Origin of the sequence: Sphingorhabdus sp. EL138 (genome assembly GCF_900258045.1) — a bacterium.
Lineage (GTDB): Bacteria > Pseudomonadota > Alphaproteobacteria > Sphingomonadales > Sphingomonadaceae > Parasphingorhabdus.
The window spans coordinates 1011978-1037570 of sequence record NZ_OGVD01000004.1; the positions used below are offsets into that span (position 1 = coordinate 1011978).

Annotated in this window: 25 protein-coding genes and 1 tRNA gene; 18 read left to right on the forward strand and 8 right to left on the reverse strand. The window is 53.3% G+C overall.

The window, feature by feature from the left end; genetic code table 11:
• Positions 1–67: 67 nt before the first annotated feature.
• The 7 genes from DK507_RS14800 (at position 68) to DK507_RS14830 (ending at position 4822) form a co-directional block, all read left to right on the forward strand.
• Positions 68–1141: a YeiH family protein gene (locus DK507_RS14800; RefSeq protein WP_254054398.1), complete on the forward strand. Its 1074-nt coding sequence runs from the start codon at positions 68–70 to the stop codon at positions 1139–1141.
• 153 nt (positions 1142–1294) lie between these two features.
• Positions 1295–1543 (forward strand): DUF6356 family protein, encoded by a 249-nt coding sequence (locus DK507_RS14805; RefSeq protein WP_109357707.1) that lies wholly within the window; start codon positions 1295–1297, stop codon positions 1541–1543.
• A gap of 179 nt (positions 1544–1722) precedes the next feature.
• Positions 1723–2115, forward strand: a complete 393-nt coding sequence (gene rpsF, locus DK507_RS14810) for a 30S ribosomal protein S6 (protein WP_109357097.1) — start codon at positions 1723–1725, stop codon at positions 2113–2115.
• A 21-nt stretch (positions 2116–2136) separates the two neighbouring features.
• Entirely contained in the window at positions 2137–2361 is a 225-nt protein-coding gene (gene rpsR, locus DK507_RS14815; protein ID WP_108810187.1) for a 30S ribosomal protein S18, read from the forward strand.
• An 11-nt stretch (positions 2362–2372) separates the two neighbouring features.
• Complete coding sequence (rplI, locus tag DK507_RS14820) at positions 2373–3026, forward strand: 50S ribosomal protein L9 (protein WP_109357098.1); 654 nt, start codon at positions 2373–2375, stop codon at positions 3024–3026.
• Between the two features lie 90 nt (positions 3027–3116).
• A complete protein-coding gene (locus DK507_RS14825) occupies positions 3117–4166 on the forward strand; it encodes a hypothetical protein (protein WP_109357099.1) in 1050 nt (349 codons plus the stop codon).
• The gene (locus DK507_RS14830) at positions 4166–4822 is read left to right on the forward strand and encodes a Fe2+-dependent dioxygenase (RefSeq protein ID WP_109357100.1); all 657 of its coding nucleotides are present in this window, start codon (positions 4166–4168) and stop codon (positions 4820–4822) included. The genes DK507_RS14825 and DK507_RS14830 overlap by 1 nt, the downstream gene beginning before the upstream one ends.
• Positions 4823–4830: 8 nt before the next feature.
• On the opposite strand, the gene folE is transcribed toward DK507_RS14830, so the two are convergent.
• The 3 genes from folE to DK507_RS14845 all read right to left on the reverse strand — a co-directional run bounded on the left by folE (position 4831) and on the right by DK507_RS14845 (position 6893).
• Positions 4831–5451: a GTP cyclohydrolase I FolE gene (gene folE, locus DK507_RS14835; protein ID WP_254054399.1), complete on the reverse strand. Its 621-nt coding sequence runs from the start codon at positions 5449–5451 to the stop codon at positions 4831–4833.
• 353 nt (positions 5452–5804) lie between these two features.
• The gene (locus tag DK507_RS14840; protein ID WP_109357102.1) at positions 5805–6581 is read right to left on the reverse strand and encodes a cyclopropane-fatty-acyl-phospholipid synthase family protein; all 777 of its coding nucleotides are present in this window, start codon (positions 6579–6581) and stop codon (positions 5805–5807) included.
• Positions 6582–6816: 235 nt separating this feature from the next.
• Positions 6817–6893 (reverse strand) — tRNA-Arg (locus DK507_RS14845).
• A 110-nt stretch (positions 6894–7003) separates the two neighbouring features.
• Between DK507_RS14845 and DK507_RS14850 the strand changes: the two genes are divergently transcribed.
• A complete protein-coding gene (locus DK507_RS14850) occupies positions 7004–7672 on the forward strand; it encodes a DUF4259 domain-containing protein (protein WP_109357103.1) in 669 nt (222 codons plus the stop codon).
• On the opposite strand, the gene ppdK is transcribed toward DK507_RS14850, so the two are convergent.
• From ppdK to DK507_RS14870, 4 genes are all read right to left on the reverse strand, one after another.
• Positions 7669–10347 (reverse strand): pyruvate, phosphate dikinase, encoded by a 2679-nt coding sequence (gene ppdK / locus DK507_RS14855; RefSeq protein ID WP_109357104.1) that lies wholly within the window; start codon positions 10345–10347, stop codon positions 7669–7671. The two genes, DK507_RS14850 and ppdK, sit on opposite strands and share 4 nt — an antisense overlap.
• Positions 10348–10499: 152 nt before the next feature.
• Positions 10500–12584, reverse strand: a complete 2085-nt coding sequence (glyS, locus tag DK507_RS14860; RefSeq protein ID WP_109357708.1) for a glycine--tRNA ligase subunit beta — start codon at positions 12582–12584, stop codon at positions 10500–10502.
• A complete protein-coding gene (locus DK507_RS14865) occupies positions 12584–13468 on the reverse strand; it encodes a glycine--tRNA ligase subunit alpha (protein WP_254054451.1) in 885 nt (294 codons plus the stop codon). Before DK507_RS14865 ends, glyS begins: the two co-directional genes overlap by 1 nt.
• A gap of 90 nt (positions 13469–13558) precedes the next feature.
• On the reverse strand, positions 13559–15661 hold the full coding sequence (locus tag DK507_RS14870; RefSeq protein WP_254054400.1) for a molybdopterin oxidoreductase family protein: 2103 nt from the start codon (positions 15659–15661) through the stop codon (positions 13559–13561).
• Between the two features lie 170 nt (positions 15662–15831).
• On the opposite strand from DK507_RS14870, the gene DK507_RS14875 reads away from it, so the two are divergent.
• From DK507_RS14875 to DK507_RS14910, 8 genes are all read left to right on the forward strand, one after another.
• Positions 15832–16767 carry a TraB/GumN family protein gene (locus tag DK507_RS14875; RefSeq protein WP_254054401.1) on the forward strand — a complete coding sequence of 312 codons (936 nt, stop codon included), beginning with the start codon at positions 15832–15834 and terminating at the stop codon, positions 16765–16767.
• 55 nt (positions 16768–16822) lie between these two features.
• A complete protein-coding gene (locus DK507_RS14880; RefSeq protein ID WP_109357106.1) occupies positions 16823–17737 on the forward strand; it encodes a TraB/GumN family protein in 915 nt (304 codons plus the stop codon).
• A 21-nt stretch (positions 17738–17758) separates the two neighbouring features.
• Entirely contained in the window at positions 17759–18556 is a 798-nt protein-coding gene (locus DK507_RS14885) for a thioesterase family protein (protein ID WP_109357107.1), read from the forward strand.
• A 136-nt stretch (positions 18557–18692) separates the two neighbouring features.
• Positions 18693–19379, forward strand: a complete 687-nt coding sequence (locus DK507_RS14890; RefSeq protein ID WP_109357108.1) for a 50S ribosomal protein L25/general stress protein Ctc — start codon at positions 18693–18695, stop codon at positions 19377–19379.
• Positions 19380–19488: 109 nt separating this feature from the next.
• Positions 19489–20061 carry an aminoacyl-tRNA hydrolase gene (pth, locus tag DK507_RS14895; RefSeq protein WP_109357109.1) on the forward strand — a complete coding sequence of 191 codons (573 nt, stop codon included), beginning with the start codon at positions 19489–19491 and terminating at the stop codon, positions 20059–20061.
• A gap of 2 nt (positions 20062–20063) precedes the next feature.
• The gene (gene ychF / locus DK507_RS14900) at positions 20064–21164 is read left to right on the forward strand and encodes a redox-regulated ATPase YchF (protein WP_109357110.1); all 1101 of its coding nucleotides are present in this window, start codon (positions 20064–20066) and stop codon (positions 21162–21164) included.
• A 47-nt stretch (positions 21165–21211) separates the two neighbouring features.
• A complete protein-coding gene (locus DK507_RS14905; RefSeq protein ID WP_254054402.1) occupies positions 21212–22459 on the forward strand; it encodes an ectonucleotide pyrophosphatase/phosphodiesterase in 1248 nt (415 codons plus the stop codon).
• A gap of 41 nt (positions 22460–22500) precedes the next feature.
• Positions 22501–22947, forward strand: a complete 447-nt coding sequence (locus DK507_RS14910; protein WP_109357111.1) for a MaoC family dehydratase — start codon at positions 22501–22503, stop codon at positions 22945–22947.
• A gap of 60 nt (positions 22948–23007) precedes the next feature.
• On the opposite strand, the gene DK507_RS14915 is transcribed toward DK507_RS14910, so the two are convergent.
• The gene (locus DK507_RS14915; protein WP_109357112.1) at positions 23008–23883 is read right to left on the reverse strand and encodes a LysR family transcriptional regulator; all 876 of its coding nucleotides are present in this window, start codon (positions 23881–23883) and stop codon (positions 23008–23010) included.
• A gap of 91 nt (positions 23884–23974) precedes the next feature.
• On the opposite strand from DK507_RS14915, the gene DK507_RS14920 reads away from it, so the two are divergent.
• Both DK507_RS14920 and DK507_RS14925 read left to right on the forward strand, forming a co-directional pair.
• Positions 23975–24949: a sterol desaturase family protein gene (locus DK507_RS14920; protein ID WP_216822394.1), complete on the forward strand. Its 975-nt coding sequence runs from the start codon at positions 23975–23977 to the stop codon at positions 24947–24949.
• Complete coding sequence (locus DK507_RS14925; protein ID WP_109357113.1) at positions 24949–25545, forward strand: hypothetical protein; 597 nt, start codon at positions 24949–24951, stop codon at positions 25543–25545. The genes DK507_RS14920 and DK507_RS14925 overlap by 1 nt, the downstream gene beginning before the upstream one ends.
• The last annotated feature ends 48 nt before the right edge of the window (positions 25546–25593 follow it).

Genomic DNA, 25593 nt, shown 5'->3' on the forward strand with positions numbered 1-25593 from the left:
CATTCCCCTTCCGCTCGCCTAATGTGCCGACGATCCGCATATCATCACCATTGGACCGGAGACCAGATTGTCACAACATGATCGTCAACTTCCTTTGGTGGCTGACTTATATGGTGAGTTGCAACTTGCCGAACCCACTCAGAAAAAGACATTTTTGTCTCACTTACCCGGCCTTATGCTGGTCGCTGTGGTTTCGCTGGCTGCGCTCTGGCTCAGTGAACATTATGGTCCGCCCGCTATATTAATGGGTCTGCTGCTGGGACTGGCGCTCAGCTTCGTGAATGCCGACAAGCGCCTGTCAACGGGGCTGGATTTCTCATCGCAAACATTATTGCGTATCGGCATCGTATTGATCGGCATGCGGATCAGCTTTGCCGAAATAGGTAGTCTGGGCATAATCCCGTTTGTTGCGCTGATCGCCATTATGACGATTGTCATATTCACTGGCATCATCGCCGCCAGACTGTTCAAGCTCGATCCGCTTTTTGGCCTGCTGGCCGGCGGAGCAACAGCGATATGCGGCGCCTCCGCCGCGCTGGCGCTGTGGAGCATCATCGGCACCAAAAGAATAGATCAGTCGCGCTTCACCATCGTTTTGCTGGGGACAACGATCGCCAGTGCCTTCGCCATGACTTTCTATCCCGCCATTGCGGGATTTCTGAATCTGAGCGACAAACAGGCAGGTTTTTTGATTGGTGCCTCGATTCATGATGTCGCCCAGGCCATCGGGGGCGGCTTTTCCTATTCTCCCGAAGCCGGAGAGGTTGCAACGGTGGTGAAACTCTCTCGTGTGACGCTGCTTGCGCCGGTTTTGATCATTGTCTCAATGGTGCTTCAGAAAATGGCTGTGAAAGATACCGACCCGTCATCGCCGAAAATTGGCCTTCGACAGGGCATGCCCTGGTTCATTATCGGGTTCATCGTGCTGGTGGCCCTGAACAGCCTGGTAGCCCTGCCCTCTTTTCTGGTTGATGCGGGCAACCGGTTGGCCAGCACATTATTGCTGTTCGCCGTTGTGGCAGCCGCGATAAAGTCCAATCTGGCCGGATTGATGTCACATGGCTGGCATTGCTTTGCACCGGTCATCATGACGACGGCCATGGCGTTCCTGCTCTCGATGCTCGCCATTCAATTGCTTTGAATCCGGCAATTAATGATGATTTGAAAATATTTTCTAACTTGCCAGTCTCAGGCAAAAATATTTTCTAAATTGAAGTCATTGTCGCTGAGATTTGGCAAAGATTTTGTGCTCCGATCGATTATTACGATAGCCGAGATCAGATCAGGAGCAGATATGAAGCTTTTTACCGAACATCCAGCATCAGTCGGGGAAACCTATGCCGAGCATTTCATGATGGCATCGAGCTTTGGCATCCCAATGATTGCAGCTGGCTTTGCCTGTCTTTTGCACGGAATTTTCCCGTTTCTGTTTGAAAATACCGGCAGCAATCTCGTCAAAAGACTCTATGGCCGGATGGTCACGAACCGGGTAAAAGCGGAAAATCGCAGCGCTACCGAGCATGAACTGGAATGGTGCATCTGACGATCAAGGTCATTTTGACCAAAGGAAAGTCAGCCAGCTCTTGCATTGTAGGAAAAACTTCGCCATAGGCCGCGCTTCCCGGCGATTCCTGTAAAAGAATCACGGGAAATAGAAGAAAGCCGGAGGGGCGTGTCTGCATGGTGCGGCGTCAGCGATCGGTAACATGAAGGAAATGAAGCATGCCGCATTATGAGCATGTCTTCCTCGCGCGTCAGGACTTGAGCCAATCTCAAGTCGATAGTCTCGCCCAGGAAGCTACTAAAATTGTTGAAGCCAATGATGGCAAAGTCGTTTTGACTGAAACCTGGGGCCTGCGTACGCTGGCTTACAAGGTTCAGAAAAACCGCAAAGCCCATTATGTTATGCTGCGTCTCGACGCGCCAACCAACGTAATTGCCGAGCTGGAACGTCAGACCCGTATCAACGAAGACGTCATCCGCTTTCTGACCATCCGCGTCGACGAGCATGAAGAAGGCCCGTCAGTCATGATGCGCAAGCCAGACCGTGACTCACGCCGTGGTGGCGGAGATCGTGGTGGTGACCGCCCTCGCCGTGACCGCGACGATAGTTAAGCTAGAAAAGGAGTAATCAATATGGGACGTCCATTTTTCCGTCGCCGCAAAAGCTGCCCCTTTTCCGGTAAGAACGCACAACCCATCGACTATAAAGATGTAAAAATGCTGCAGGGATATATTTCCGAGCGTGGCAAGATCGTACCTAGTCGTATCACCGCAGTTTCTGCTAAGAAGCAGCGCGAATTGTCCAAGGCAATTAAACGCGCACGCCATCTCGGCCTGCTGCCTTATCTCGTGAAATAGGAGCAAGAGACATGGATATTATTTTGCTCGAACGAGTCGAAAAACTGGGCGGCATTGGCGATGTCGTAACCGTGAAAAACGGTTATGCGCGCAACTATTTGCTGCCTAACAAGAAAGCCTTGCGCGCCAATGAAGCGAACAAGAAGGTTTTCGAAGCCAATCGTGCGCAGATTGAAGCGGACAATGAAGCGAAACGCAAAGATGCTGAAAAAGCATCCGGCAATGTGGATGGCAAACAGATCGTATTGATCCGTGCCTCTTCCGCCAGCGGCCAGCTTTACGGTTCGGTTTCAGTTCGCGATATTGTTGAAACACTCAATGCTGATGGCGCCCATGTTGAAAAAAGCATGGTCATCCTCGAAAAACCAATCAAGACGCTTGGTGTATTCGACGTGCGCATCCGCCTGCACCCTGAAGTTTCTGTCACTGTTGAGGTCAATGTGGCTCGCTCTGACGACGAAGCTGAACTGCAGAAAGACGGCATCGACGTGATAGCCCAGATGTTTGAAGAAGAGCAGGCTGAACTGGCTGCTGCGGCTTTGGCACCTGAAAGCGAAGACGACGGTGAAGAAACCGAAGCAACAGACGCTGCGGAAGCTTCAGAGGAAGCAACTTCCGAGGAAGCTGCTGAAGAAACAGAAGAAAGCGCTGAAGACAAAGCATAGTTTTTCTCAGCAAGTGATTGAAAAGCCCGGAGCTGGTGCGTTACAGAGTAACAATCCGCCTCCGGGCTTTTTCTTAGGATTGAGGGCATATTGACCAATAGCTGGCAAAATCAGTTTTCTCAGGATGCCCGGCTTCTGCCCCATCTGGTTGACCTGCCATCCGATCAGGTGCTGCTGTCGCATTTGACCGAAGGCGATTACCGCAAGGCCAGTTTCCTCGACCAGCGCATTATAACCCCGCAATTGCAGCGACAGCTGGTACCCTGGTCGGAATTATCTGCGGTCGACATGCCGCAAACCGCCAAGCCACAGTATATTTTCCATATCGGGCATGTCGGGTCTACCCTGTTATCACGACTACTTGGCGAGATTGACAAGCTATTGGCGTTAAGAGAACCGCAGTTGCTGCGGACGCTCTGCGAAATATCACAAATTAAGGACGAACCAGAAAGCCCCTGGTCACCAGAAGTTTACGCGCAGCGATTTTCCCAAACCGTTCAATGGTTATCGCGTTCATTCCATCCTGATCAACGGGTGATGATCAAGGCAAGCAGCTTTGTCAGCGAATTGGCTCCACAGCTTTTGGCGACACCTACTGACGCGCTATTCCTCTATGCTCCACTGGACCGCTATATCCCGACAATATTGGCGGGCGAAGCCTCTGTGCAGGAAACACACATGATGGCCGGCGCACGATTGAAGCGATTGTCCCTGAATCTGGGCGAGGCACCGGCACATTTATGGGAATTATCGCTGGCCAAGCGTGTGGCGATGAGTTGGATGTGTGAACTCGTGACCCTGTTCGTGGCTGAGAAGGCAAGTCAGGCTGCCAACATCTTGTGGATGGATTTTGAATCGTTCCTTGAGGATCCTACCGGACAGTTGGTATCAGCAGCATCCCATTTCGGCCTTGACCTGTCGGAGCAAAAGGCGAGCGAGTTGGTATCAGGCCCCATCATGTCTTCCTATTCCAAAGCACCGGAACATGATTATAGTCCGAACTTGCGGCAAGAGTTGCTTGCTCAGGCAAATCGAAATCACGCAGACGCCATTCGAACAGCGATATCATGGGTCGCAGAAACAGCCGAAAATTTCCCTCTGGTGGCCGAGGCCATAAATTGGATTGAAACGAGAAGATAATGTTCAAACAGCTCAAAATATTGGATCAAAGTCAAGTTAACGAAATTAAAGCCATCGCTGGTAGCGCGCAGTTTGTGGACGGGAAAATCAGCAATCCCCATTCAAAAGTGAAGAACAACCTGCAGCTTCATGATCTTGATGCCTATAACAAGACATCCAAAATCCTCCATGACGCATTGATGACAAACCCGGAATTTATGGACTTCGCATTTCCAGAAAAGATCGCTCCGCCGCTGATCACTCGTTACCAACCAGGCATGCACTATGGCTTGCACGCAGACAGTGCCATCATTCCTCTGCCAGATGGTCCCATTCGGTCCGATATCAGTTGCACTATCTTTTTGAACGGACCGAATGATTCCAAGGGCGGTGCGCTACATGTGACGCAGGGCGAAGCCGGAATGCGCTTCAAGGGCCTGCCCGGGACGGCAATTGTCTATCCTTCCCATACATTGCATGAAGTTGAGCCTATCTCCGAAGGCGAAAGAATGGTCGCCATCACTTTCATCCAAAGCCGAATCCGGGACGTTATGAAACGCTACCTCATGTATGAGCTGAACGAAGTTGCTGCCTTGGAAGGCCTCAATATGAGAGACGAAAACTACACGCGCATGCAGGCGCTGCAATATAATCTCATGCGTATGTGGATGGAATAGGCACCTGCCTAATAGCCCATCAGGCTCATCACTTCCTTGCGACTGCGTGCATCATCAAGGAAACAACCCAATAAACGGCTGGTCGTCATGCCAACGCCAGGTGTCCGCACACCGCGCGCTGTCATGCAGCTATGGCTGGCCTCTATAACGACCGCTACACCATGTGGTTTCAGATTGTCCCAGATACACTGCGCGACCTCTGCCGTCAGACGCTCTTGCACTTGCAAACGTCGTGCAAATCCGTGGAGTACGCGCGCGAGTTTGGAGATACCAACGACTCGGTCAGTGGGCATGTAAGCGATACTGGCCTTGCCAATGATAGGCGCCATATGATGCTCGCAATGGGAATGAAAAGGAATGTCTTTCAGCAACACCAATTCATCATAACCGCCGACTTCTTCAAAAGTTCGCGCCAGATGGATGGCAGGGTTTTCCTGATAACCTTCACAATATTCTTTCCAAGCACGCGCAACCCGCTTGGGCGTATCAAGCAATCCTTCGCGATCTGGGTTTTCACCCGACCAGCGTAGCAATGTTTTAACTGCCTCCTGCACTTCATCGGGAACAGGAATTTTAGCGGCTTCGCGGGCAGCAAGAGCATCATCAAAAGAGTCAGAATAGTCGGCCAAAAAGCAATCCTTTACGCGTGGGAGAATATCTAATGCCATTAGATTACGCCCCGCAGCGCGGCAGTGCAAGTGCACCTATGACCGTATCTTCAATAATGTTTGAGGTGGAGCATCTCGCATCTTTCACTCGATGCGACGGACTATCTGAAACCTATCAAGCGGCCGCGTCACGCAATATTGCCCCAAACGTAAAGCATTTCTGATCCAGACCAAACCTCCATTGCGATCTGCGGTGAGGACCGCAACGCGGACAGAACTGCCCTTCACCGCCAAGGTCTCCCGTTTGTCAGGACACTTCAGACAACAGCAGAAAGGTGCATTGAGGATGTTTGAAGAGGTGTGCAGTGTGGGTTTTAGTCGACGGTCTTCTGGATTGCCCAAAGTGCTGGGATCACCGGGCCATCCATCAAAGATACTTCCTGAAACTGTCTTGCGACATATTGGTTGATCGTGTCTTTGAGTTCCGGATACAACTCTATGAGATCTGCAGCGCGCTTGGGAATGGTTTCAAGGGCAAGTGCGTTAAACGATCTCCACGCAGGGCTTCTTATCCGCCGCGCGACGATTGCATCACCGAAACGTGTTAACCCGGCTTCCATCGCCTTCTGTTCCAAAAGATTTTCATAGTCCTCGGGTGGGGGCACGCCGTCTTCCAGATATCCATCGTCGATGATAATCCAACCACCATCGCGCACTACGGTGCGAAGCATGCTCATAGTCTTGGCAGAATCGCCAAGCACTGGTCCGACCGCGATCATCAGAACGGCATTGAAGCGGGCGGGTTTTGCCAGACACATACGCAGGTCTTCGGCTACAAATCGGCAGCGTGACTCCAGCATCGCTTCTTCCGCCAATTGGCGCGCGATCTCAATGAATGGCGGATGAGCATCTACGCCTGTGATTTCGGCGTCAAAAGCGCGTGCTACCCGCATCGATATGTCGCCTCGTCCGCATCCAAGGTCAAGAACAGTGCTGCCAACAGGAAGGCCGACTTCGCACAGCACATCTACAACGTCATCCTCCACACCACTCAATGATGGTAAGTCTTGGAGTAGATACGGCAGATGAGACAGCAAGCATTCTGGCGCCTCCATAGTATAAGCCACTTCGTCAAGCAGGGTTTTTGTCACGGCATTTCTCCATGATGCTGTAATTGATGTGGGACAATACCGTGAATCTAGTTGTGCAGAATTCGTTCGGCAACCTCAAAAGCGGTCATACAGACCTCACGCAGTACCAATAGCAGAGGGCTCTTTCAGCATCTTCGCTGCGATCCGCACGGACGGCAGCTCTGCCGATTTTCCTCATTTTGAGCCAGTTTGTGACTTGAAGGTCAAAGTCTTCTGACGTTCAACATGCGGAAAATGGCGCGCCCGGGAAGATTCGAACTCCCGACCCCTTGATTCGTAGTCAAGTACTCTATCCAGCTGAGCTACGGGCGCGCATTGAAGGCAGTCAGATAGGGGGAGATTCTTCTGCTGGCAAGCCATTTTAACCTGTTTTTTGCGAAACGCTGTTATTTATCTGCCCATTGATTTGAGGAGCAGGGAATATGGGCGCTTGGGGTCCGGGCAGCTTTGAAAATGACAGCGCACTCGACTGGGTATCCGGGATTTCAAGCCTGGAGGATGTTGCCGCCAAATTTGATGCGCTGGCTGATCTTGAAGAAGCAGACATTGACGTTGATCTGGCATCTGAAATCATCGCTGCGGCTGAGATTGTTGCGATGTTGATGGGCCAAATCGCTCCAGACGCACCTAAGGACGTGCTGAAAAAGGTCGATAATTTCGCAAAACCCGATGCCGCGCTTGTCGAGCAGGCGAAAATGGCCGTTTCCGAAGTTTTGGGAGAGTCCGAGCTGCTTGATCTGTGGTCCGAGGATCTTCAGGACAGCGCTGGATGGAATGTGGCGATTACCGGCTTGATCACTCGGCTTAATGCCGATGTAAACGTCAATCCACCTTCATCCGAGGAAATCGAGAAAATTTCCGGGGGCTTGAGTCCCTGCGTGTTCTGCGACAAGGATATTGAACCCGAGAACCTCACCAGCCTCTCTTTTCGCGACATGAGCAGCAAGGACAACCTCGCCATCTCATATGGTGTCTATTGTCATCTGTCCTGCCTGAACAGTAAACTCCACCCCCGCCGCCTAATCCAGAACTGGAGATTCAATGTCGATGACGCGCTGGTAGATCAGATCCTCAAAGGCCCAGCTGACTAGCGCTTTTTGAGTGCTGCCTGAGCCGCAGCGAGCCTCGCAATCGGTACCCGATAAGGTGATGCACTGACATAATCCAGGCCGCTTTCCTCACAGAACGCGATCGATGCGGGATCACCGCCATGTTCGCCGCAAATGCCGAGTTTGATATCGCCGCGCGTTGCCCTGCCGCGCTCTGCGGCCAGTTCGATCAATTGCCCGACACCTTCGACGTCGAGGCTGACAAATGGATCGCGTGGAAAAATACCCTTGTCGACATATTGGGTCAGAAAGCGTCCGGCATCGTCACGTGACACGCCCAAAGTAGTCTGCGTTAAGTCATTGGTTCCAAAGCTAAAAAACTCACCATGCTCGGCAATTTTCCCGGCCATCAAGGCGGCCCGGGGCAGCTCGATCATGGTACCCACCAGATATTCGATGCGGCGGCCTTTTTCAGCGAAAACCTCTTCCGCCATCCGGTCGACAGCATCTTTCATCAACTCCAGTTCACGCGCTGTGGCCACCAGCGGTATCATGACCTCCGGAATAGGTGCTTCGCCGCTGGATTCGGCTATTTCACAGGCCGCTTCGAATATCGCACGCGCCTGCATTTCGTAGATTTCGGGATAGGTCACACCAAGCCGGCAACCACGATGGCCAAGCATCGGGTTAAATTCGTGCAGTTCATTGGCACGCTGTTTCAGTGTTTCCACGCCCACGTCGGCTGCGGCTGCCACTTCCTCAAATTCCGACTGATGATGCGGCAAAAATTCGTGCAATGGCGGGTCGAGCAAGCGGATCGTCACCGGCAGTCCAACCATGACTTCGAAAATCTGGCAGAAATCCTCGCGTTGTTCGGGGAGCAGCTTGGCCAGCGCTTCCCGCCTGCCCGCTTCATTGGCGGCCAGAATCATCTGGCGAACTGCGGTAATACGTGAGGTTTCGAAGAACATATGTTCTGTCCGGCACAGGCCAATGCCTTCCGCACCGAAATCGCGCGCAACCCTGCAATCCTGCGGTGTTTCGGCATTGGTGCGCACGCCGAGACGGCGGACCTTGTCGGCCCATTCCATCAGCACGCCGAAATCGCCAACCAGTTCCGGTTGAATCGTCTTCACGCGTCCAGCCATCACCTGGCCGTTGCTGCCGTCAATGGTCAGCGTGTCGCCTTCCTTCAGCTCACGATCGCCGATTTTCAGCAGTTTTGTCTCATTATTGATGCTGAGCCCGCCAGCGCCCGACACACAGGGGCGACCCATGCCGCGGGCCACAACGGCAGCATGTGACGTCATGCCACCACGCGCGGTCAAAATGCCTTTGGCGGCGTGCATGCCATGGATATCTTCCGGCGAAGTCTCGACCCGCACCAGGATCACATCATCGCCCATTTCCGTGCGGTGTTCGGCGGTATCGGAGTCGAATACGATAATCCCGCAAGCCGCGCCCGGAGAGGCGGGCAAACCGGTGGTCAGCACATCGCGTTTGGCATCGGGATCAAGCGTGGGGTGCAGCAGCTGGTCCAGCGCCATCGGGTCAACCCGGGCAACCGCCTCTTCCTGCGTAATCAGGCCGTCATTCGCCATATCCACCGCAATTTTCAGCGCCGCCTTGGCGGTCCGCTTACCCGCGCGGGTCTGCAGCATCCACAATTTCCCGCGTTCAACGGTAAATTCGATATCCTGCATATCGCGGTAATGGCGCTCGAGCAGATCGAAAACATTCGTCAGCTCACCATAAGTTTCCGACATCGCCTCTTCCATGGAAAGCGGCTTGGCGTTGGCTTCCTCGCGCGCGGCTTTGGAGAGATATTGCGGCGTGCGGATACCCGCGACGACGTCCTCGCCCTGCGCGTTGATCAACCATTCGCCATAATAGGCGCTGTCACCGGTGGAGGGGTTGCGGGTAAAGGCCACACCAGTGGCCGATGTCTCACCCATATTGCCGAAAACCATCGCCTGTACGTTGACAGCGGTGCCCCATTCGGCGGGAATATCGTTGAGCCGGCGATAGACCTTGGCCCGCTCCGCCTGCCAACTGCCGAATACGGCGCTGACCGCACCCCAAAGCTGGTCATTCACATCTTGCGGGAAAGGCTTGCCCCATTGCTCTTCGACAAGCCCCTTATATTCGGCCACCAGCGCCTTCCAATGCTGAGACTCCATCTCAGTATCCGTGAAGAAACCATTATCTTCTTTGGCTATTTCCAGCGCCTCTTCAAAACTATCATGATCCAGTTGCAGCACCACGTCGGAATACATCTGGATGAACCGGCGATAGCTGTCCCAGGCGAAACGCTCATCGCCAGAGGTTTTCGCCAGACCTTCTACGGTTTCGTCATTCAGGCCGAGATTGAGCACCGTGTCCATCATGCCGGGCATGGATGCACGGGCACCGGAGCGAACGGATACGAGCAGTGGATCAGCAGCATTGCCGAATGTCTTGCCCGTTACGGCTTCGATATGCGCAACGCCTTGCGTCACTTCGCCGGTCAGGCTGTCGGGATAGACCCCGCCTTCGTTCATGAAGCGTGTGCACATTTCCGTCGAAATGGTAAAACCCGGGGGAACCGGCAGGCCGATATTGGCCATTTCCGCGAGATTGGCGCCTTTGCCACCCAGCAGGTTGCGGGCTTCGGTGCTGTCCGTTGGCGCACCATCTGCATCCATGCCGCCACCGAAACGATATACATATTGAGTCATACTATGTTCTATCTCCGAAAATTATCGGCCCAAAGTTCACACAAATCACAGGGTGTGTTTCGCCTATCATGACATCCTGATGAGTCATCGTGCGATCTGCTGTTGCAGTTTCAAAGTTCACACAATTCACACAGGCTCGATTGGCAATCACATCACCCCTCAATCTTGGAAAAATCAGCGACTTGATGCACCGCCGCACGCAAACGGGCCAACAGAGCAAGCCGCGCCTCGCGTTTGTCAGCGTCACTGTCATTCACGGTCACATCCTCGAAAAACTGGTCAATCGGAGCACGCAGATTGGCCAGCGCGGTCATCGCCTTTTCAAACTCTTCCGCTGCAATGGCTGCGGTCACATCCGGCTGCGCTGCATCCAGCGCGTCGATCAGTGCCTTTTCGGCTTTTTCAGGCGTGTAGGAAAGGGATTTTGCGTCGCTTTGCTCGACATTCTCTTTCTTCAAGATGTTCGAAGCGCGCTTATAGCCGGCATGTAGGTTAGCACCGTCTTCGGTTGCCAAAAACGCCGCAAGTGCGCGTGCTCGAGCTTCAACACGATCTACTCTGCCATCTGTATCATTGCCAGCACGCCACTTTCGTGACGCCTGAATATAGTCGTGGCGAACTCCTTCGTCCTTTAGTTGGACGCCCAGTCTTTCGAAAAGAAAATCTGCCAAGACTAAACCTAGCCCGCTATCATCACCCCAGAAACGAGATACTGAACTAAGCTCCAGCTTAAGGTCGTTTTCTTGTACGAGCCTTAAATAACCAAGCCCTGCTCTACGCAGAGCGAAAGGATCCTTGGATCCTGTTGGGAACATTTCTTCGCTAAAGAAGGATAAAAGAGTATCCAGCTTATCCGCCAGACTCACCGCCACCGTCACCGGATCGGTGGGCACTTCATCGCCCTGCCCGACGGGCTTGTAATGGTCGCGGATCGCGTTTGCGACCGCCTTGGACTTGCCCTGTTTCTCTGCATAATAGCCGCCCATCAAACCTTGCAGGTCGGGAAACTCGCCCACCATTTCGGTGACGAGATCGGCTTTGCAGAGACGTGCGGCCTCGGACACTTCACCATGAAATGTATCGCCGGGGTTGGGCTGGTCAAAACCATTCCCTTCTAAAGAAACCAACCACTCGGCCAACTTGGCCACACGCTCTACCTTGTCGGCAACCGTGCCCAGTTTTTCATGGAACACGATGTTGCTCAATTTCCTGGCATGATCCTCCAGCGCCGTCTTCTGGTCAAGTTCCCAGAAGAATTTGGCGTCGGACAGCCTTGCCGCCAGCACTTTTTCATTACCCGCAACAATCGCTTTGCCGCCGTCTGTTGCGTCAATATTGGCGGTGCAGATGAAATTTGGTGCCAGTTTGCCGGATTTGTCGCGGCAGATAAAATATTTCTGGTTCACCCGGGCAGTGAGCTGGATGACCTCTTCCGGTACATCCAGAAACGCTGGATCAAAGCCGCCCAGCAGCGGCACGGGCCATTCGGTCAGGCCAGCATTCTCAACCACCAGGCCTTCGTCTGCAACCAGCTCCAGCCCGCCGTCGGATGCCGCCTTGGCCGCACCTTCGCGGACTATCGCTTCGCGTTCGGCCTGATCCACCAGCACATGGCAGGCGCGCAGTTTCTCGGCATAATCGCCAGCATTGCCGATCGTTACCACTCCGTCATGGTGGAACCGATGGCCGACGGTTTCATAACCTGACGTCACGCCGTCAATTTCGCATTCCACCAGATAATCGCCCAATATCGCGACAATGCCGGACAGGGGCCGCACCCAGCGCAGACTTTCAGTGGATAGGCTGGCTTCGCCCCAACGCATCGATTTGGGCCATGGGAAGGCCTTGATGATCGGGGGGATTGCTTCGGCCAACACATCGCTTGTTGCGCGGCCCGGCTTGTTGATCACGGCGAAATAGGTCGCGCGCCCTTTGACCTCGCGCACTTCCAGTTGATCACGGGTCACGCCATTTTTACGGCAGAAGCCGTCAACCGCCTGATCGGGCGCGCCTTCCGGTGGCCCCTTGGCTTCGTCGCTCACCGCCTCGGTCTGCGCTGGCAGGTCCTTTGCGATCAGCGCGAGCCGCCTTGGCGTCGAGTAAACGGTGATATCAGCGGCTTTCAGGCCGGCGTCAGATAATTGCGCGGCAAATAACCGCTCCAGATCAGCACGGGCTTTCGCCTGCATCCGCGCGGGAATTTCTTCGGAGAGCAGTTCAAACAGGAAATCGGCCATCACGCCGCCCACCCGTTCTTAGTCATATAGGCTTCACAGCTGCCCTTCGCGAGATCGCGGACCTGCCCCATATAGCTGGCCCGCTCCTGCACGCTGATCACGCCGCGCGCTTGCAGCAAGTTGAATACATGACTCGCCTTGATCGCCTGTTCATAGGCCGGAATGGGGAGCTTTGCCTCAAGGCAGTTCTCGCACTCCGCCGTCGCTTTCCTGAAAAGATCGAACAGTGTTTCGGTGTTCGCAACCTCGAAATTCCACTCCGACATCTGCTTCTCATTATCCAGGAAGATATCGCCGTAACTGACTCCAGCTCCATTATAATCCAGGTCATAGATGCTATCGACGCCCTGAATATACATGGCGAGCCGTTCGAGCCCGTAGGTCAGTTCCCCGGCAACCGGCTTGCAGTCAAATCCGCCCATTTGCTGGAAATAGGTGAACTGCGTCACCTCCATGCCGTCACACCAGACTTCCCAGCCCAGCCCCCAGGCACCGAGTGTGGGGCTTTCCCAGTCATCCTCAACAAAACGGATGTCATGCAGCATCGGATCAATACCGATGGCGGTCAGGCTGTCGAGATAAAGCTGCTGTATATTCGGCGGTGATGGTTTGAGGATGACCTGATATTGGTAATAATGCTGCAACCGGTTGGGATTTTCGCCATAGCGTCCATCGGTAGGCCGGCGGCAAGGCTGCACAAAAGCGGCATTCCACGGGTCCGGACCAAGCGCACGCAAGGTCGTCGCCGTGTGGAACGTCCCTGCCCCCATTTCCATGTCATAGGGCTGCAGGATCGCACAGCCCTGTTCGCTCCAGTAATCGTGGAGTTTCAGGATGATCTGCTGGAAGCTGAGAGGCTTCTGGGACAGGTTCGTATCCGGCAATGTGAAAGCTTTCTTCGCGAGTGCAATATGTTTCGCGCTTGCTTTGGCGAAAGCGCGCCAGAGGGTCAAGCCGAGATTGGCGTTTTTACCCTACTCCGCCGCTTCCAATTCTCGTACCGGCGCTACCGTTACCGGCGTCGCGTTGAGGACTGCGTTGCCGGACAGCGGGTCAAAGCTTGCCGGATCGGTGAGATCATTGATCGAAACGCCCGGTTTTGCAGCGGCGACAGACAGCCCCACCCCTTCACGGCCATGACCGAAGCCATGCGGGATCGACATCACGCCGGGCATGACGTCATCGGTGACCTCGACGACAATCTCGACGCTGTTTACCCGGCTTTCCACGGTGGCCATATCACCGTCCGTCAAGCCGCGCTCGGCCGCATCATCGGGATGAACCATCAATGTGCAACGTTCCGGCCCTTTCAGCAGGCGCTTGCTGTTATGCAGCCAGCTATTGTTGCTCCGCACATGGCGGCGGCCAATCAGGCGCAACATGTCCGGGCGGGCATCGCTCAACGAGTCAGCAAAGCGTTGTAACTCCGTCAGAAAATCGGGATGCGCACATTGGATCTGCTTGTCTTCGGTCATCAACCGATCGGCCATGCAAGGTCGCAATGGCCCCAGATCAATCCCGTTCGGCGCGGCCTCCACCTCAGCCAGAGTCAGCCCCGCTGGTGAGCTTTGCAGCATATTGTCGAGCACGTCCCGTGGTTCGCGGATATTGGGAACATCCTGCCCGTCCGTCGCCAATATCTCACGTGCCAATTCAGCAATAATTTCCCAATCCGCTTTTTCGTCCTCACGAATATCAAAGATCGCAGGCGAATAGCTGGCATAGTTGCGCACCGCCAAAGGCCCGAAAAAGAAAGGATAATGGTCCTTTTCCAGCGGGCCGCAAGGCGGGAGGATATAGTCGGCATGGCGGCTGGTTTCGGTGACATACATGTCAAACGATACCATCAGGTCGAGCTTCTCCAGCGCCCTATCCAGTCTCGCGCCATCAGGGGCTGAAAGGACGGGATTGCCAGTGACAACAAATAGGGTGCGGATCCGCTCCTCATCTTCGCGCAGCATTTCCTCGGCGAAAGTAATGGTCGGCAATTCGCCCATAACTACCGGCATTTCACCGCGGGCCGTCTGAGTTTTTCGCACAGAGCCCCTACCCACCAAATTGATCGTATCAAGCGCCGGTTCCGGCACCATCGTACCCCCTTCGCGGTCGAGATTGCCGGTTGCAATATTAATGACCTGGATCAGCCACTGGTTGAGCGTACCAAATTCACAGACAGAAACGCCCATTCGGCCATAAATCGCGGCCGGTTGGTCAGCTCCGAGTTGCGCCGCTATTTCGCGCATGTCTTCAACCGTTATCCCGCAATGAGTCGACAGTTCAGCCATATCAAAACCGGCAATAGCGGGCTCAATACTCCCCCAACTATCGTCCATTATCGCCTCGAGGCGAGAGATATCGGCATGGCCGTCATCAAAAACCGCTTTCAATATGCCGATAAATAAGGCCGTATCGGTGCCGGGCTTCACGAAATGATGCGCATCGGCCAGTTTCGCGGTTTCTGTCCGGCGTGGATCGATCACAACCAGCTTGCCATCGCGCGCCTGCATTTCCTTCACGCGCTTCTTGAAGTCCGGCACCGTCCAGATACTGCCGTTTGAGGCCGCCGGGTTTCCACCGACAATCACCAGATACTGGCTTCGATCAATATCCGGCACCGCGGCCAGGCTGACATGGCCGTACATATGATATTGCACCACATGATGCGGGATCTGATCCAGCGTCGAGGCGGAATAGATGTTTTTCAACCCTATCGCGCGGCGCAAGGTGCTGATTTGCGTCGAAATGCCATAATCATGCGCGCTGGGATTGCCCATATACATGGCGGGTTTTGCGCCAGCTTCTTTCAGGTCTTTCAGCTTCGCGGCAATTTCCTGAAACGCGGTTTCCCAGCCAATTTCCTGCCACTCGCCATTCACTTTCTTGACCGGCTTGTGCAGGCGATCCGGATCATCCTGCAAATCGGCAATGGCCGTTGCCTTGGGGCAGATATGGCCGCGGCTTAAAACATGATCGGGATTGCCCTTGATTGAGAGTATCTCACGGCCTTCGACTTCAACCAAAACGCCGCAATTGGCTTCACAGATATGGCAGGTGCGGGCGTGAATTTGGCTCATCATATGTCTCCTCATTTAACTGAGCAATTAGCAGAGTGGTAAAGCAGTGACTAGCATCTGCATCTTTTTTTGTTCAAAACTTAAATATCGCTAGGATTTGGGCCGAAAATGTTCGATTAACCGGAGCATTCGATCAAATCTTCCTGCTTTCAATGAAAATGGAAATGTTACCCATGATGCGACGCTGGCTTTCTTACCTTTTTATCGTTCCGGTATTTCTGGGATTGGCCGCTTGCGAAGCAGCGCCGCCACAATCTGCGGGAGACGCAGCTCCCCAGAAAACCGAAATTGCCACCATACCGGATGATCCGGATCCAGCGCTTTGGGTAGTCAAGGACGAAGACACAACCATTTACCTGTTCGGTACAGTGCATATTCTGAAACCAGGCCTGACGTGGTTTGATGAGGCGGTGAAAGAAGCTTTCGATGCATCCGATGAACTGGTGGTTGAAATGATCGAACCAGATCCGGCTGCCATGATGAAGATCGTCAATGATATGGCGATCGATAAAACGGGCGTTCCCTTGCGCGACAAGCTCAGCGAAGAAGATCGCGCTGACTATGAAGCGGCCCTCACTTCGCTGAATTTGCCAGTCACGGCATTTGATCCCCTGAAACCGTGGTTTGCCAGTGTCAGCCTGTCTCTCGTTCCGTTGATGAAAAGTGGATATGATACGAATAGCGGCGTCGAAGATGCGCTGACTTCCCAAGCCAAGGCACGCAATATGAAGATTATCGGGCTGGAAACACCGGAACAACAATTGGGTTTTTTCGACAATCTACCCGAAGATGTTCAAATCCGCTTCCTGAACTTCAATGTGGATACCATAGATGAAATGGCCGATGGCATGGAAAACATGGTCGCGCATTGGGCCAATGCCAACATCACCGCGCTCGCGGAATTGATGAATGCTGGTCTGGAGGAAAAGATCCTTTACGAGACACTGCTTACAAACAGAAATGCCAATTGGGCAGTCTGGGTTGACGAGCGCATGGACCAACCCGGGACTGTCTTCATGGCAGTCGGTGCAGGTCATCTTGCTGGTGAAACTAGTTTGCAGGCGCAGTTGAAAAAGCGTGGTTTGAAGGCAAAACGTGTGAAATATTAGGTAATTTCAAACGCTGCACCTTTCTTTTCGCGTTTGTCATGCCCAAATAGCAATAATGATTCATGTTCGAGCTCTACTCGCTTTAATCGCCACATTTTGCCTTGCGGCCTGTTCCAACGCCGCACCGCCAGTGCAATTGAACACTGTAAAGGAAGGCAAACCGGCTCTTTGGAAGGTGACCGGCACAAAGCCGGAGCAACAAGGCACGGCCTATATGTTCGGAACAATCCACATATTGCCCAAAGATGTGAACTGGCGAACGCCGTTGCTGGAAACCGCCCTGAAGGACTCAGATCGGTTGATTATCGAAGTGCTCGGTCTTGAGGACACCCAGAATGCGGCCAGAATATTTTCCAAGCTCGCCATCTCTCCTGATCAACCGGAGATTGAAACCCGTGTAGAACCCTCGCTCCGTGATGAACTTGATGCGGTAATTGACAAGAGCAACATCCCCGAATTTGCCTTGAACCGTATGGAAAGCTGGGCAGTCGCGCTGTCTTTGGCTTCCGCGCAAACCAATGCACTTGGTCTTGATTCCAGCGAAGGCGTGGAGAAAAAGCTGATCGCGCAATTTGCTGATTTTAAAAAGCCCGTTGAAGGCTTGGAGACTATAGAACAGCAGCTTGGTTATTTCGACACACTGCCCGAATCGCAGCAGCGCGACATGCTCACCAGCGTTGTCGAGGAAGCGGCTGATACAAAGGGAGCCTTTGAAAAACTTTTCAACGCCTGGATTTCAGGAGATACGGACAAGATTGTGGAACTGTCCAACGGCGGGATATTGGAAGATCCCAGAACGCGGGAAAAACTCTTGATTGCCCGCAATCAGGACTGGACCGAACAGTTGGACAAAAGATTGCAAAGCCCCGGCATATCATTTGTAGCAGTGGGCGCGGCTCATCTTGTTGGGCCAGACGCTGTTCAGGCCATGCTTGAAAAGCGCGGATACAAGATCGAGAAAATTCAATAATATAGATTTCAGGGCAACTTCATGACATTTCTGTTTGACCGCGAGACCGCACTCATTCCGTGCGGCGATGGGCAGTATACTATCGAAGCCAGCGATGTTTATCGCAATCCTACGGGCGCGGCATTTGGTGGCTGGGTTGCGGCAATCATGGCAAGAGCCGTTGAAGACCATCCTGATCGGACCAGCCCCGTTGTTTCCCTGCAAACCACTTATATAGCCGGTGTCGGACCGGGTGAAGTCAGCGTTGAATCAAGGTTGCTGAAATCAGGCGCTTCAACACAGTTTTGGCGAGTTGAACTGTTTCAGGCCGGTAACGTCGTCATTGTTGGCGATATTGTCACGAGCAACAGACGCCCCGTCGAACTAAACTATCAAATCGATATGCCTGAAATACCTGCCCCGGAGAACAATCCCCAGTTGAAACCAATGGAGGGTCAGGCGCCCCAGTGGATTCGAACCTACGATCAGCGTATCGCGAAAGGTGTTCCTTTTCAGGTTAACGAAACGCCGGAGACGATTGTCTGGATCAAGGAAGAGGATGGCAGGCCGCTGGACCGTATCAGCATTATCTCCATTTGCGACGTGCCCATGCCGCGCACCTTTTTCCTCAGCGAGGAATTTCGCCCGGGATCGACCGTTGCCATGTCCACTTACATATACGCCAGCGAAGAAGATATTGCCGCGGCCGGATCGGATTATCTCGTCATGCGTGTCTCCGGCGCCGTGGTCAGAAACAGCAAGAGTGATTCCCGCGTTGAACTTTGGTCTGGCAATGGAACCTTGCTCGCGACCAGCAACCAAATCGGCTTTTTCCGCTAGTAGAAAGCCATCCGGCCTCACGCTGCAATTTGCCTTGCTTTTCGGTGGTCCCCTGCCTATAGCGCCCTCTTTCCGACCATGAGCACCCTGGAGGCGTGGCGGAATATCGTAAAAACCTAATTTTTGGAGCAACATTATGAGTGATCAGCTGACGATTTCAGCCGAGCCTCGCGAACGGGCTGGCAAGGGAGCCTCCCGTGCACTACGTCGCGAAGGCCGCATCCCCGCCGTTATATATGGCGATAAAAAAGACCCTTTGACAATTCATGTGGAAGAACGAGAGCTGAACAAATTGCTTGGCACCGGCGTATTCATGAACTCTTTGGTCATGGTGGACGTAAAAGGCGAAAAAAGCCGGACCCTGCCAAAAGATGTTGCTTTTGATCCGGTCACTGACCGTCCATTGCATGTTGACTTTTTCCGCCTGGCGAAAGGCGCGAAGGTACAGGTCAACATTCCGGTTGTATTTATCAACGAGGAAGAATCACCTGGTCTGAAACGTGGCGGCGTGCTCAACGTTGTGCGCTTTGAACTCGACCTTATGTGTGACGCAGACAAGATCCCCGATCAGATCGAGATTGATGTGACCGGTCTGGAAATTGGTGATTCGATCCATATTTCCCACGTTACCCTGCCTGAAGGTTCGGAAAGCTCGATTACCGATCGTGACTTCACCATTGCTGGTGTAACCGCACCGTCCGCACTGAAATCTTCTGAAGATGAAGCTGAAGAAGGCGAAGGTGAAGAGGGCGAAGAAGGTGAAGAAGGTGCTGAAGGCGAAGCAGCTGAAGGCGGCGACGCAGAAGGCGGTTCCGAAGACTAGACCTTTTCACAGAAAACAATGTAACGAAAAACCGTTCATACTGAGCCCGTCACCGGGCTTGCCAATGTATGAGCGGTTTTTTGTATCTGGATTTTAAGGAAATCGAAAAATGCAGCTATGGGTCGGCCTTGGCAATCCGGGCGCACAATATGCGCTCCACCGCCATAATGTCGGCTTCATGGTGCTGGATGCGCTGGAAGAAGTGCATGGTTTCCCTGAACCGAAGAAGAAATTTCAAGGTTGGGCGGTTGAAGGGCGGCTGGGTTCAGAGAAGCTGCTCCTTCTCAAACCCGCCACATTCATGAATGAAAGTGGTCGGGCGGTACGAGCGGCGATGGACTTTTACAAGCTGGCGCCATCTGACGTTACCGTGTTCCATGACGAACTGGATCTGGAACCGTTCAAGGTAAAGGTGAAAGTCGGCGGCGGTCATGCTGGTCACAATGGCTTGCGATCCGTAGATGCGCATATCGGCCCGGATTTTCGCCGAGTACGTATCGGCATCGGACATCCCGGCCACAAGTCACGGGTGCACGGACATGTACTGGGCAATTATGCCAAGGCGGAGATTGACGATCTGGCAGAAATGCTGGGCGGCATTGCCGCAGAAGCAGACTGGCTGGCCAAGGGCGACAATGCCCGGTTTATGAGCGAGCTGGCGCTGAAGATGCAAAAGGATTAAACATGGGTTTTAAATGCGGTATCGTTGGCCTTCCCAACGTTGGAAAATCAACACTTTTCAATGCGCTTACCGAGACACAGGCGGCGCAGGCGGCCAATTATCCGTTCTGTACTATCGAACCCAATGTCGGTCAGGTTGCAGTGCCCGATCCGCGGTTGCAGCAGATCGCCAAGATCGCCGGTAGCGCGAAAATCATTGAAACCCAGCTCGCCTTTGTCGACATCGCTGGCCTTGTCAAAGGCGCATCACAGGGCGAAGGCCTCGGCAACCAGTTCCTTGGCAATATCCGCGAAGTCGATGCAATTGTTCATGTTTTGCGCTGTTTTGAAGATGACGATATCCAGCATGTGTCGAACAAGGTTGATCCGATTTCCGACGCCGAGGTTGTCGAAACCGAATTGCTGCTCGCCGATCTGGAGAGCCTTGAAAAACGCGTTCCGGCCTTTGAAAAGAAAGCGACCAGCGGCGACAAGGAAGCCAAGATTGCCGCCAGCGTGCTGGGCCAGACGCTCGAGTTATTGCGCGACGGCAGACCTGCACGGCTCACCCAGCCCAATGATGATGAAGAGCAACGGATTTTTGACCAGTCACAATTGCTGACCGCCAAGCCGGTACTCTATGTCTGTAATGTCGATGAGGGCGATGCCGCCAACGGCAATGACTTGAGCGCCGCTGTGTTTGAAAAGGCCAAGGCCGAAAATGCCGAAGCGGTTATCGTATCGGCCGCGATCGAATCCGAACTGGTCGGCATGGAAGCCGAAGAGCGCGCCGAATATCTTGCGGAGCTGGGACTGGAAGAATCCGGCCTCGCCCGCGTGATCCGAGCCGGTTATCAATTGCTCAGCCTGCAAACTTTCTTCACCGCTGGCCCCAAGGAAGCCCGAGCCTGGACGGTTCACAAAGGTGCCAAGGCTCCGGAAGCGGCTGGCGAGATCCACACCGACTTCGAACGCGGCTTCATTCGCGCGGAGACGATCGCCTTTGATGATTATGTATCACTGGGCGGCGAAAGCGCGGCACGCGATGCCGGTAAACTGCGCCAGGAAGGCAAAGACTATGTCGCTCAGGACGGCGACATCATGAATTTCAAATTCAATGTCTGACTTGTCATAAAAGCCGGTTAGACTGAAGTCAGTCCAAAGGGGTTTCTATGATTCGATATATGATACAGGCATTTGCCGTTTGTGCTTTGCTGGCCGGATGCGCCACTGGACAGACATCAGCACCAACGGCGGCGGGGGATATTCCCCTGCCAGCTGAACGAGTCCGCAAACCGGTCACCATATTGATTTCCATTGATGGATTCCGCCCGGATTATCTGGATCGCGGGATAACACCCAATCTCAGCGCCCTGGCAGCATCCGGTGTTCATGCCGATATGCGCTCCAGTTTTCCGACCAAGACCTTTCCCAATCACTGGACCTTGGTAACAGGCAAAAGACCGGACAATCACGGCATTGTCGGCAACAGCATGGAAGATATCGCCCGGCCCGGTGAAAAGTTCACAATGGCCAACAAGGACTCGTTTTGGTGGGATCAGGCAGAACCCATCTGGATAACCGCTGAAAAGCAGGGCGTGCGTACAGCCACCATGTTCTGGCCGGGATCAGAGGTCGAGCTGGATGGTACACGCCCCAGCGACTGGTGGCCCTTCTCACAATCCCTTTCCAACGACCGCCGCATCAATGCCGTGGTCGACTGGATGCGGCGGCCGACGGCCACGCGCCCGCAGCTTGTTACACTTTATTTTGATACCGTCGATACGGCTGGCCATTTTTACGGTCCTGCACCTGGCGAAAAACTGCATGCGGCAATAAGCGCGGTCGACAAAAATATTGGCAGCCTGATCGCACAATTGGCCGCTTTGGACCAACCGGTAAATTTCGTCATTACGTCGGATCACGGCATGGCGGAGACCCACCCAGACCGTGTGATCTATCTCGACAACATCCTGCCACGGGATCAATATCGTCTGGTAGTGGATGGCAACTACGCCGGGATTGAACCTCTGGCGGATGACATGACCGCCATCAACGCTGCTTTCTTGAAACCGCATGATAATATGGAATGCTGGAAAAAGGCTGATATTCCGGCGCGCCTACAATATGGTAAAAACCCCCGGGTACCATCGATCATCTGCCTGCCTGAATCCGGCTGGGTGGTTTATCAGGACAAGCCGGAATGGATGACGGGAACGGGCGGCGGTCATGGTTATGATCATCTGCATCCCGACATGATCGCGTTTTTCCTCGCCAGCGGCCCTGATTTTGTCGGCGACACAAAGATCGAGACGTTCGACAATGTCGATATCTATTCGCTGCTCGCACATCTGACCGGCGTTAAACCGAACCAGAGCAATGGCGATCTTTCTCCATTTGAACAGGCGCTAAAACCCTGAAACCTTGTCATAGAAACGGGGTTTCATCGGAAAGTTCATCCATGCTCTATTATGAAGATATCCAGATCGACGTCGTCCAGAAATACGGGTCGTACAAGGTTACCAAGGACGAGGTAGTCGAATTCGCCTCCAAATATGATCCGCAGCCTTTTCACCTCGATGAAGAGGCCGCTGCGAAGACCCATTTTGGACGCCTGTCTGCCAGCGGATGGCACAGCGCGGCGATGATGATGCGGATGATGGTTGACCAGATGACGGCCAATAAACAAGCCGGACTGGGCTCACCGGGCGTCGAAAACCTGCGATGGTTAAAGCCCGTCTATCCTGACGACACGCTGCGCTGCGAACATGTTACGCTGGAAAAACGCCGGTCCGAAAGCCGTCCGGAAATGGGCATCATGAAGGGCAAGATCACGGTGTTCAATCAACATGACGAACAAGTCATGACGATGGAGAGCACTGGCCTTATCCAGGTCCGCGGGGACTGATTGCTGCGGAAGTGTTCACAGCTGCATTCAAATGGCCACACCCAATCTATGAAATGTCCGCTATTTCAAACACTCGATAAAGCGTTCAACTGTTGGCTCGGATCCGGCATTGCGAAGCACAGCGGCACTGACGGAAAATTCAAGTTGTTGCGGATGTGCAAAGCCGGCCAGCTTGCCTACTGCCATTAAAGGTCTTGCCGATGATTCAGGAACCGACGTCAGAATGTCGGACTGCCCAACCAGATCAATGCAGGCCGCCTGACTCAACAATCTGTATTTGGGGAAGTCATGCTCTCTTAGCAACGCCTGCACATCGCGGGAAAGACTGGCTTCAAAGTGACTGTCAAACCCCGCAATTGCCCAGTCATGTTTTACAATATCTTCCAATTTGCGTCCGCTCTGCAGAACATCATGGCCCGGCCTGCAGACAGTGAAATAAGGCTCAGATACCAGATTGGTAACACGCAGTCGTTCAAAATGCGGCAGCCGGGCGAGTGTTTTCTCATGGTATAGAAGCAGGTGAATACGGCGCTGGACAAGTTCTTCCATGGCCTGAGCTGGCGGCATGGTCTCGGCAACGATCCTTGTGCGGGGATATATTTTCGCAAACCTCACGATCGCCGGGTGAATCATTGTGTCCAGTATGGCGGGTCCACTCACCACATGAAGAACATGCTCGCCGCCCTGCGTTTCCGATTTCACAGCTTCCGCAAAACTCAAAAGATCCCGCGCCATCGGATATAACCGTTTTCCCGCCTCGGTCGGAGCAACAGTTCGGGTCGTGCGATGAAACAGTTTTACGTCCCAGCTCTCCTCCAGGATTTTGACACTTTTTGTCAGCGCAGAATGGGTAAGGTGCAGTTCTTCCGCTGCACTGGAAAAACTGAGGAGGCGGTACACAGCCTCGAAGTGCCGTAATAATCTGAGATCATCCATATGTTCCAAATAGTATCAAATATGATCTGATTATTCAATTCCATTCATTTAATGATAATGATAGCAAAATGCCCAATCGGGAGAGACCGTTGTGACACTGGAAACCATCATCAACTCCAACATCGCTATGATAGTGATACCACTCTATTTTGCCGCGATCTTCGGTGAATCCATCGCCAATCACTTCTTTCATGAAAGAGGAGCAGGTGACTGGAAAGACAATGGGGTGTCCATGGGCCTGGGACTGGTCAGTGCAGTGACAAACGGCGCCACGGCCTTCATTTCTGTCGGCGTGCTGTTCTGGGTCCAGCAGTTCCAGTTTTATGCCATTCCGCTGAGCTTTGTGTCCTTGCTGATCTGCTTCATCCTCGACGATCTACGTTATTATTGGCATCATCGTATTGCGCATCGATGTCGTTGGGTCTGGGCGATGCACGTTGTTCACCACAGCAGCACCCAGTATAATTTTTCCGTTGCACTGCGACAGGGATGGACCAAGCATTTTACTGGTACGATGATGTTCAAGGTGCCGCTGGTGCTGATCGGCTTCGACCCGGTGGTTGTTCTGTTCTGCGGCGTTATCAATCCTACCTACCAGTTCTTTCTTCACACCGAGCTGGTAAACAAGATGCCGCGCTGGTTTGAATTTCTGTTCAACACACCGTCCCATCATCGAGTCCATCACGGTCGCAACCCACTATATCTGGACGCCAATTATGCCGGCACGTTGATCATCTGGGATAGGATGTTTGGGACATTTGTTCCCGAAGATGAAAGCGAACGGGTCGATTACGGGTTGGTCAAAAACCTCGAGACTCTCAATCCGTTCACGATCATATTCCACGAATATTGGAATATCGTGAAAGACGTATCCCAAAAAGGTATTTCGGTCTGGCAGCGGCTGCTCTACTTGCTCGCCCCTCCGGGATGGTGCCACGACGGATCGCGGCTGTCTTCGGATCAGATAAAGGCAGATTATTTTCGAAGCATGGCTGGCGAAACAGAACCAGACGTTTCGACGGTGGTGCAAGCACCAACTAGTCAGAAGCAGTTTGAAAAAGCCTGATGCCGGGTCCGCACTACGCCATTTCCGAAGCATTGATTGTGATTGCAGCCATATGGGCAGGCTTTAGTCTTGCAAAATCGCACCTTCCGCTGGCAGCAATCGGCATTGGCATATTGGGAATGGCAGCAGCAATCGGTGTTTTTCGTTTCGGATTCGAACAGATCGAAACCTTGGCGAGCCTTCACAGGAATTTTTCCCAGATTGGCGGTGCGATCGCGATGGGGCTGATTGCGTCCCAGATGATGCTGCAGCTTCCAACACTCAAGGACCGCAATAATCGCTGGTGGCTGCCGATTTTGTGTGTGGGGGGTACCGCGGTGCTCGCTATTGTAATACCGCGATTCACGACAGGATTGTTCACTGGATGGCTTGCAATAGCCATGCTCACAGCTGCAGTATTTCCCGGGCACACATCGGTCACTCGCTTTTTCACAGTGAGCCTTATCTCGGTATTTCTTTTCAATGTGCTTCTGATCCGTCAAACACCATCACTTGGAGCAGATCTTAGCTGGCACATATTCCATGTTTTGATCGCTATCTGGCTGATCGGCATAGTTTGGGTATTTGACAAGATATCAGGCGCTGCACACAAATGAGTGAACGGAAGAAACAACCTCCGTTTTCGGCATAAAACCGGTCCGTGC

Coding starts and splice junctions, on each gene's coding strand:
- DK507_RS14805 (WP_109357707.1), top strand. CDS start 1,295: ATGAAGCTTTTTACCGAACATCCAGCATCAGTCGGGGAAACCTATGCC.
- rpsF (WP_109357097.1), top strand. CDS start 1,723: ATGCCGCATTATGAGCATGTCTTCCTCGCGCGTCAGGACTTGAGCCAA.
- rpsR (WP_108810187.1), top strand. CDS start 2,137: ATGGGACGTCCATTTTTCCGTCGCCGCAAAAGCTGCCCCTTTTCCGGT.
- rplI (WP_109357098.1), top strand. CDS start 2,373: ATGGATATTATTTTGCTCGAACGAGTCGAAAAACTGGGCGGCATTGGC.
- DK507_RS14830 (WP_109357100.1), top strand. CDS start 4,166: ATGTTCAAACAGCTCAAAATATTGGATCAAAGTCAAGTTAACGAAATT.
- DK507_RS14850 (WP_109357103.1), top strand. CDS start 7,004: ATGGGCGCTTGGGGTCCGGGCAGCTTTGAAAATGACAGCGCACTCGAC.
- ppdK (WP_109357104.1), bottom strand. CDS start 10,347: ATGACTCAATATGTATATCGTTTCGGTGGCGGCATGGATGCAGATGGT.
- glyS (WP_109357708.1), bottom strand. CDS start 12,584: ATGGCCGATTTCCTGTTTGAACTGCTCTCCGAAGAAATTCCCGCGCGG.
- DK507_RS14870 (WP_254054400.1), bottom strand. CDS start 15,661: ATGATGAGCCAAATTCACGCCCGCACCTGCCATATCTGTGAAGCCAAT.
- DK507_RS14875 (WP_254054401.1), top strand. CDS start 15,832: ATGATGCGACGCTGGCTTTCTTACCTTTTTATCGTTCCGGTATTTCTG.
- DK507_RS14880 (WP_109357106.1), top strand. CDS start 16,823: ATGATTCATGTTCGAGCTCTACTCGCTTTAATCGCCACATTTTGCCTT.
- DK507_RS14885 (WP_109357107.1), top strand. CDS start 17,759: ATGACATTTCTGTTTGACCGCGAGACCGCACTCATTCCGTGCGGCGAT.
- DK507_RS14890 (WP_109357108.1), top strand. CDS start 18,693: ATGAGTGATCAGCTGACGATTTCAGCCGAGCCTCGCGAACGGGCTGGC.
- pth (WP_109357109.1), top strand. CDS start 19,489: ATGCAGCTATGGGTCGGCCTTGGCAATCCGGGCGCACAATATGCGCTC.
- ychF (WP_109357110.1), top strand. CDS start 20,064: ATGGGTTTTAAATGCGGTATCGTTGGCCTTCCCAACGTTGGAAAATCA.
- DK507_RS14905 (WP_254054402.1), top strand. CDS start 21,212: ATGATTCGATATATGATACAGGCATTTGCCGTTTGTGCTTTGCTGGCC.
- DK507_RS14910 (WP_109357111.1), top strand. CDS start 22,501: ATGCTCTATTATGAAGATATCCAGATCGACGTCGTCCAGAAATACGGG.
- DK507_RS14915 (WP_109357112.1), bottom strand. CDS start 23,883: ATGGATGATCTCAGATTATTACGGCACTTCGAGGCTGTGTACCGCCTC.
- DK507_RS14925 (WP_109357113.1), top strand. CDS start 24,949: ATGCCGGGTCCGCACTACGCCATTTCCGAAGCATTGATTGTGATTGCA.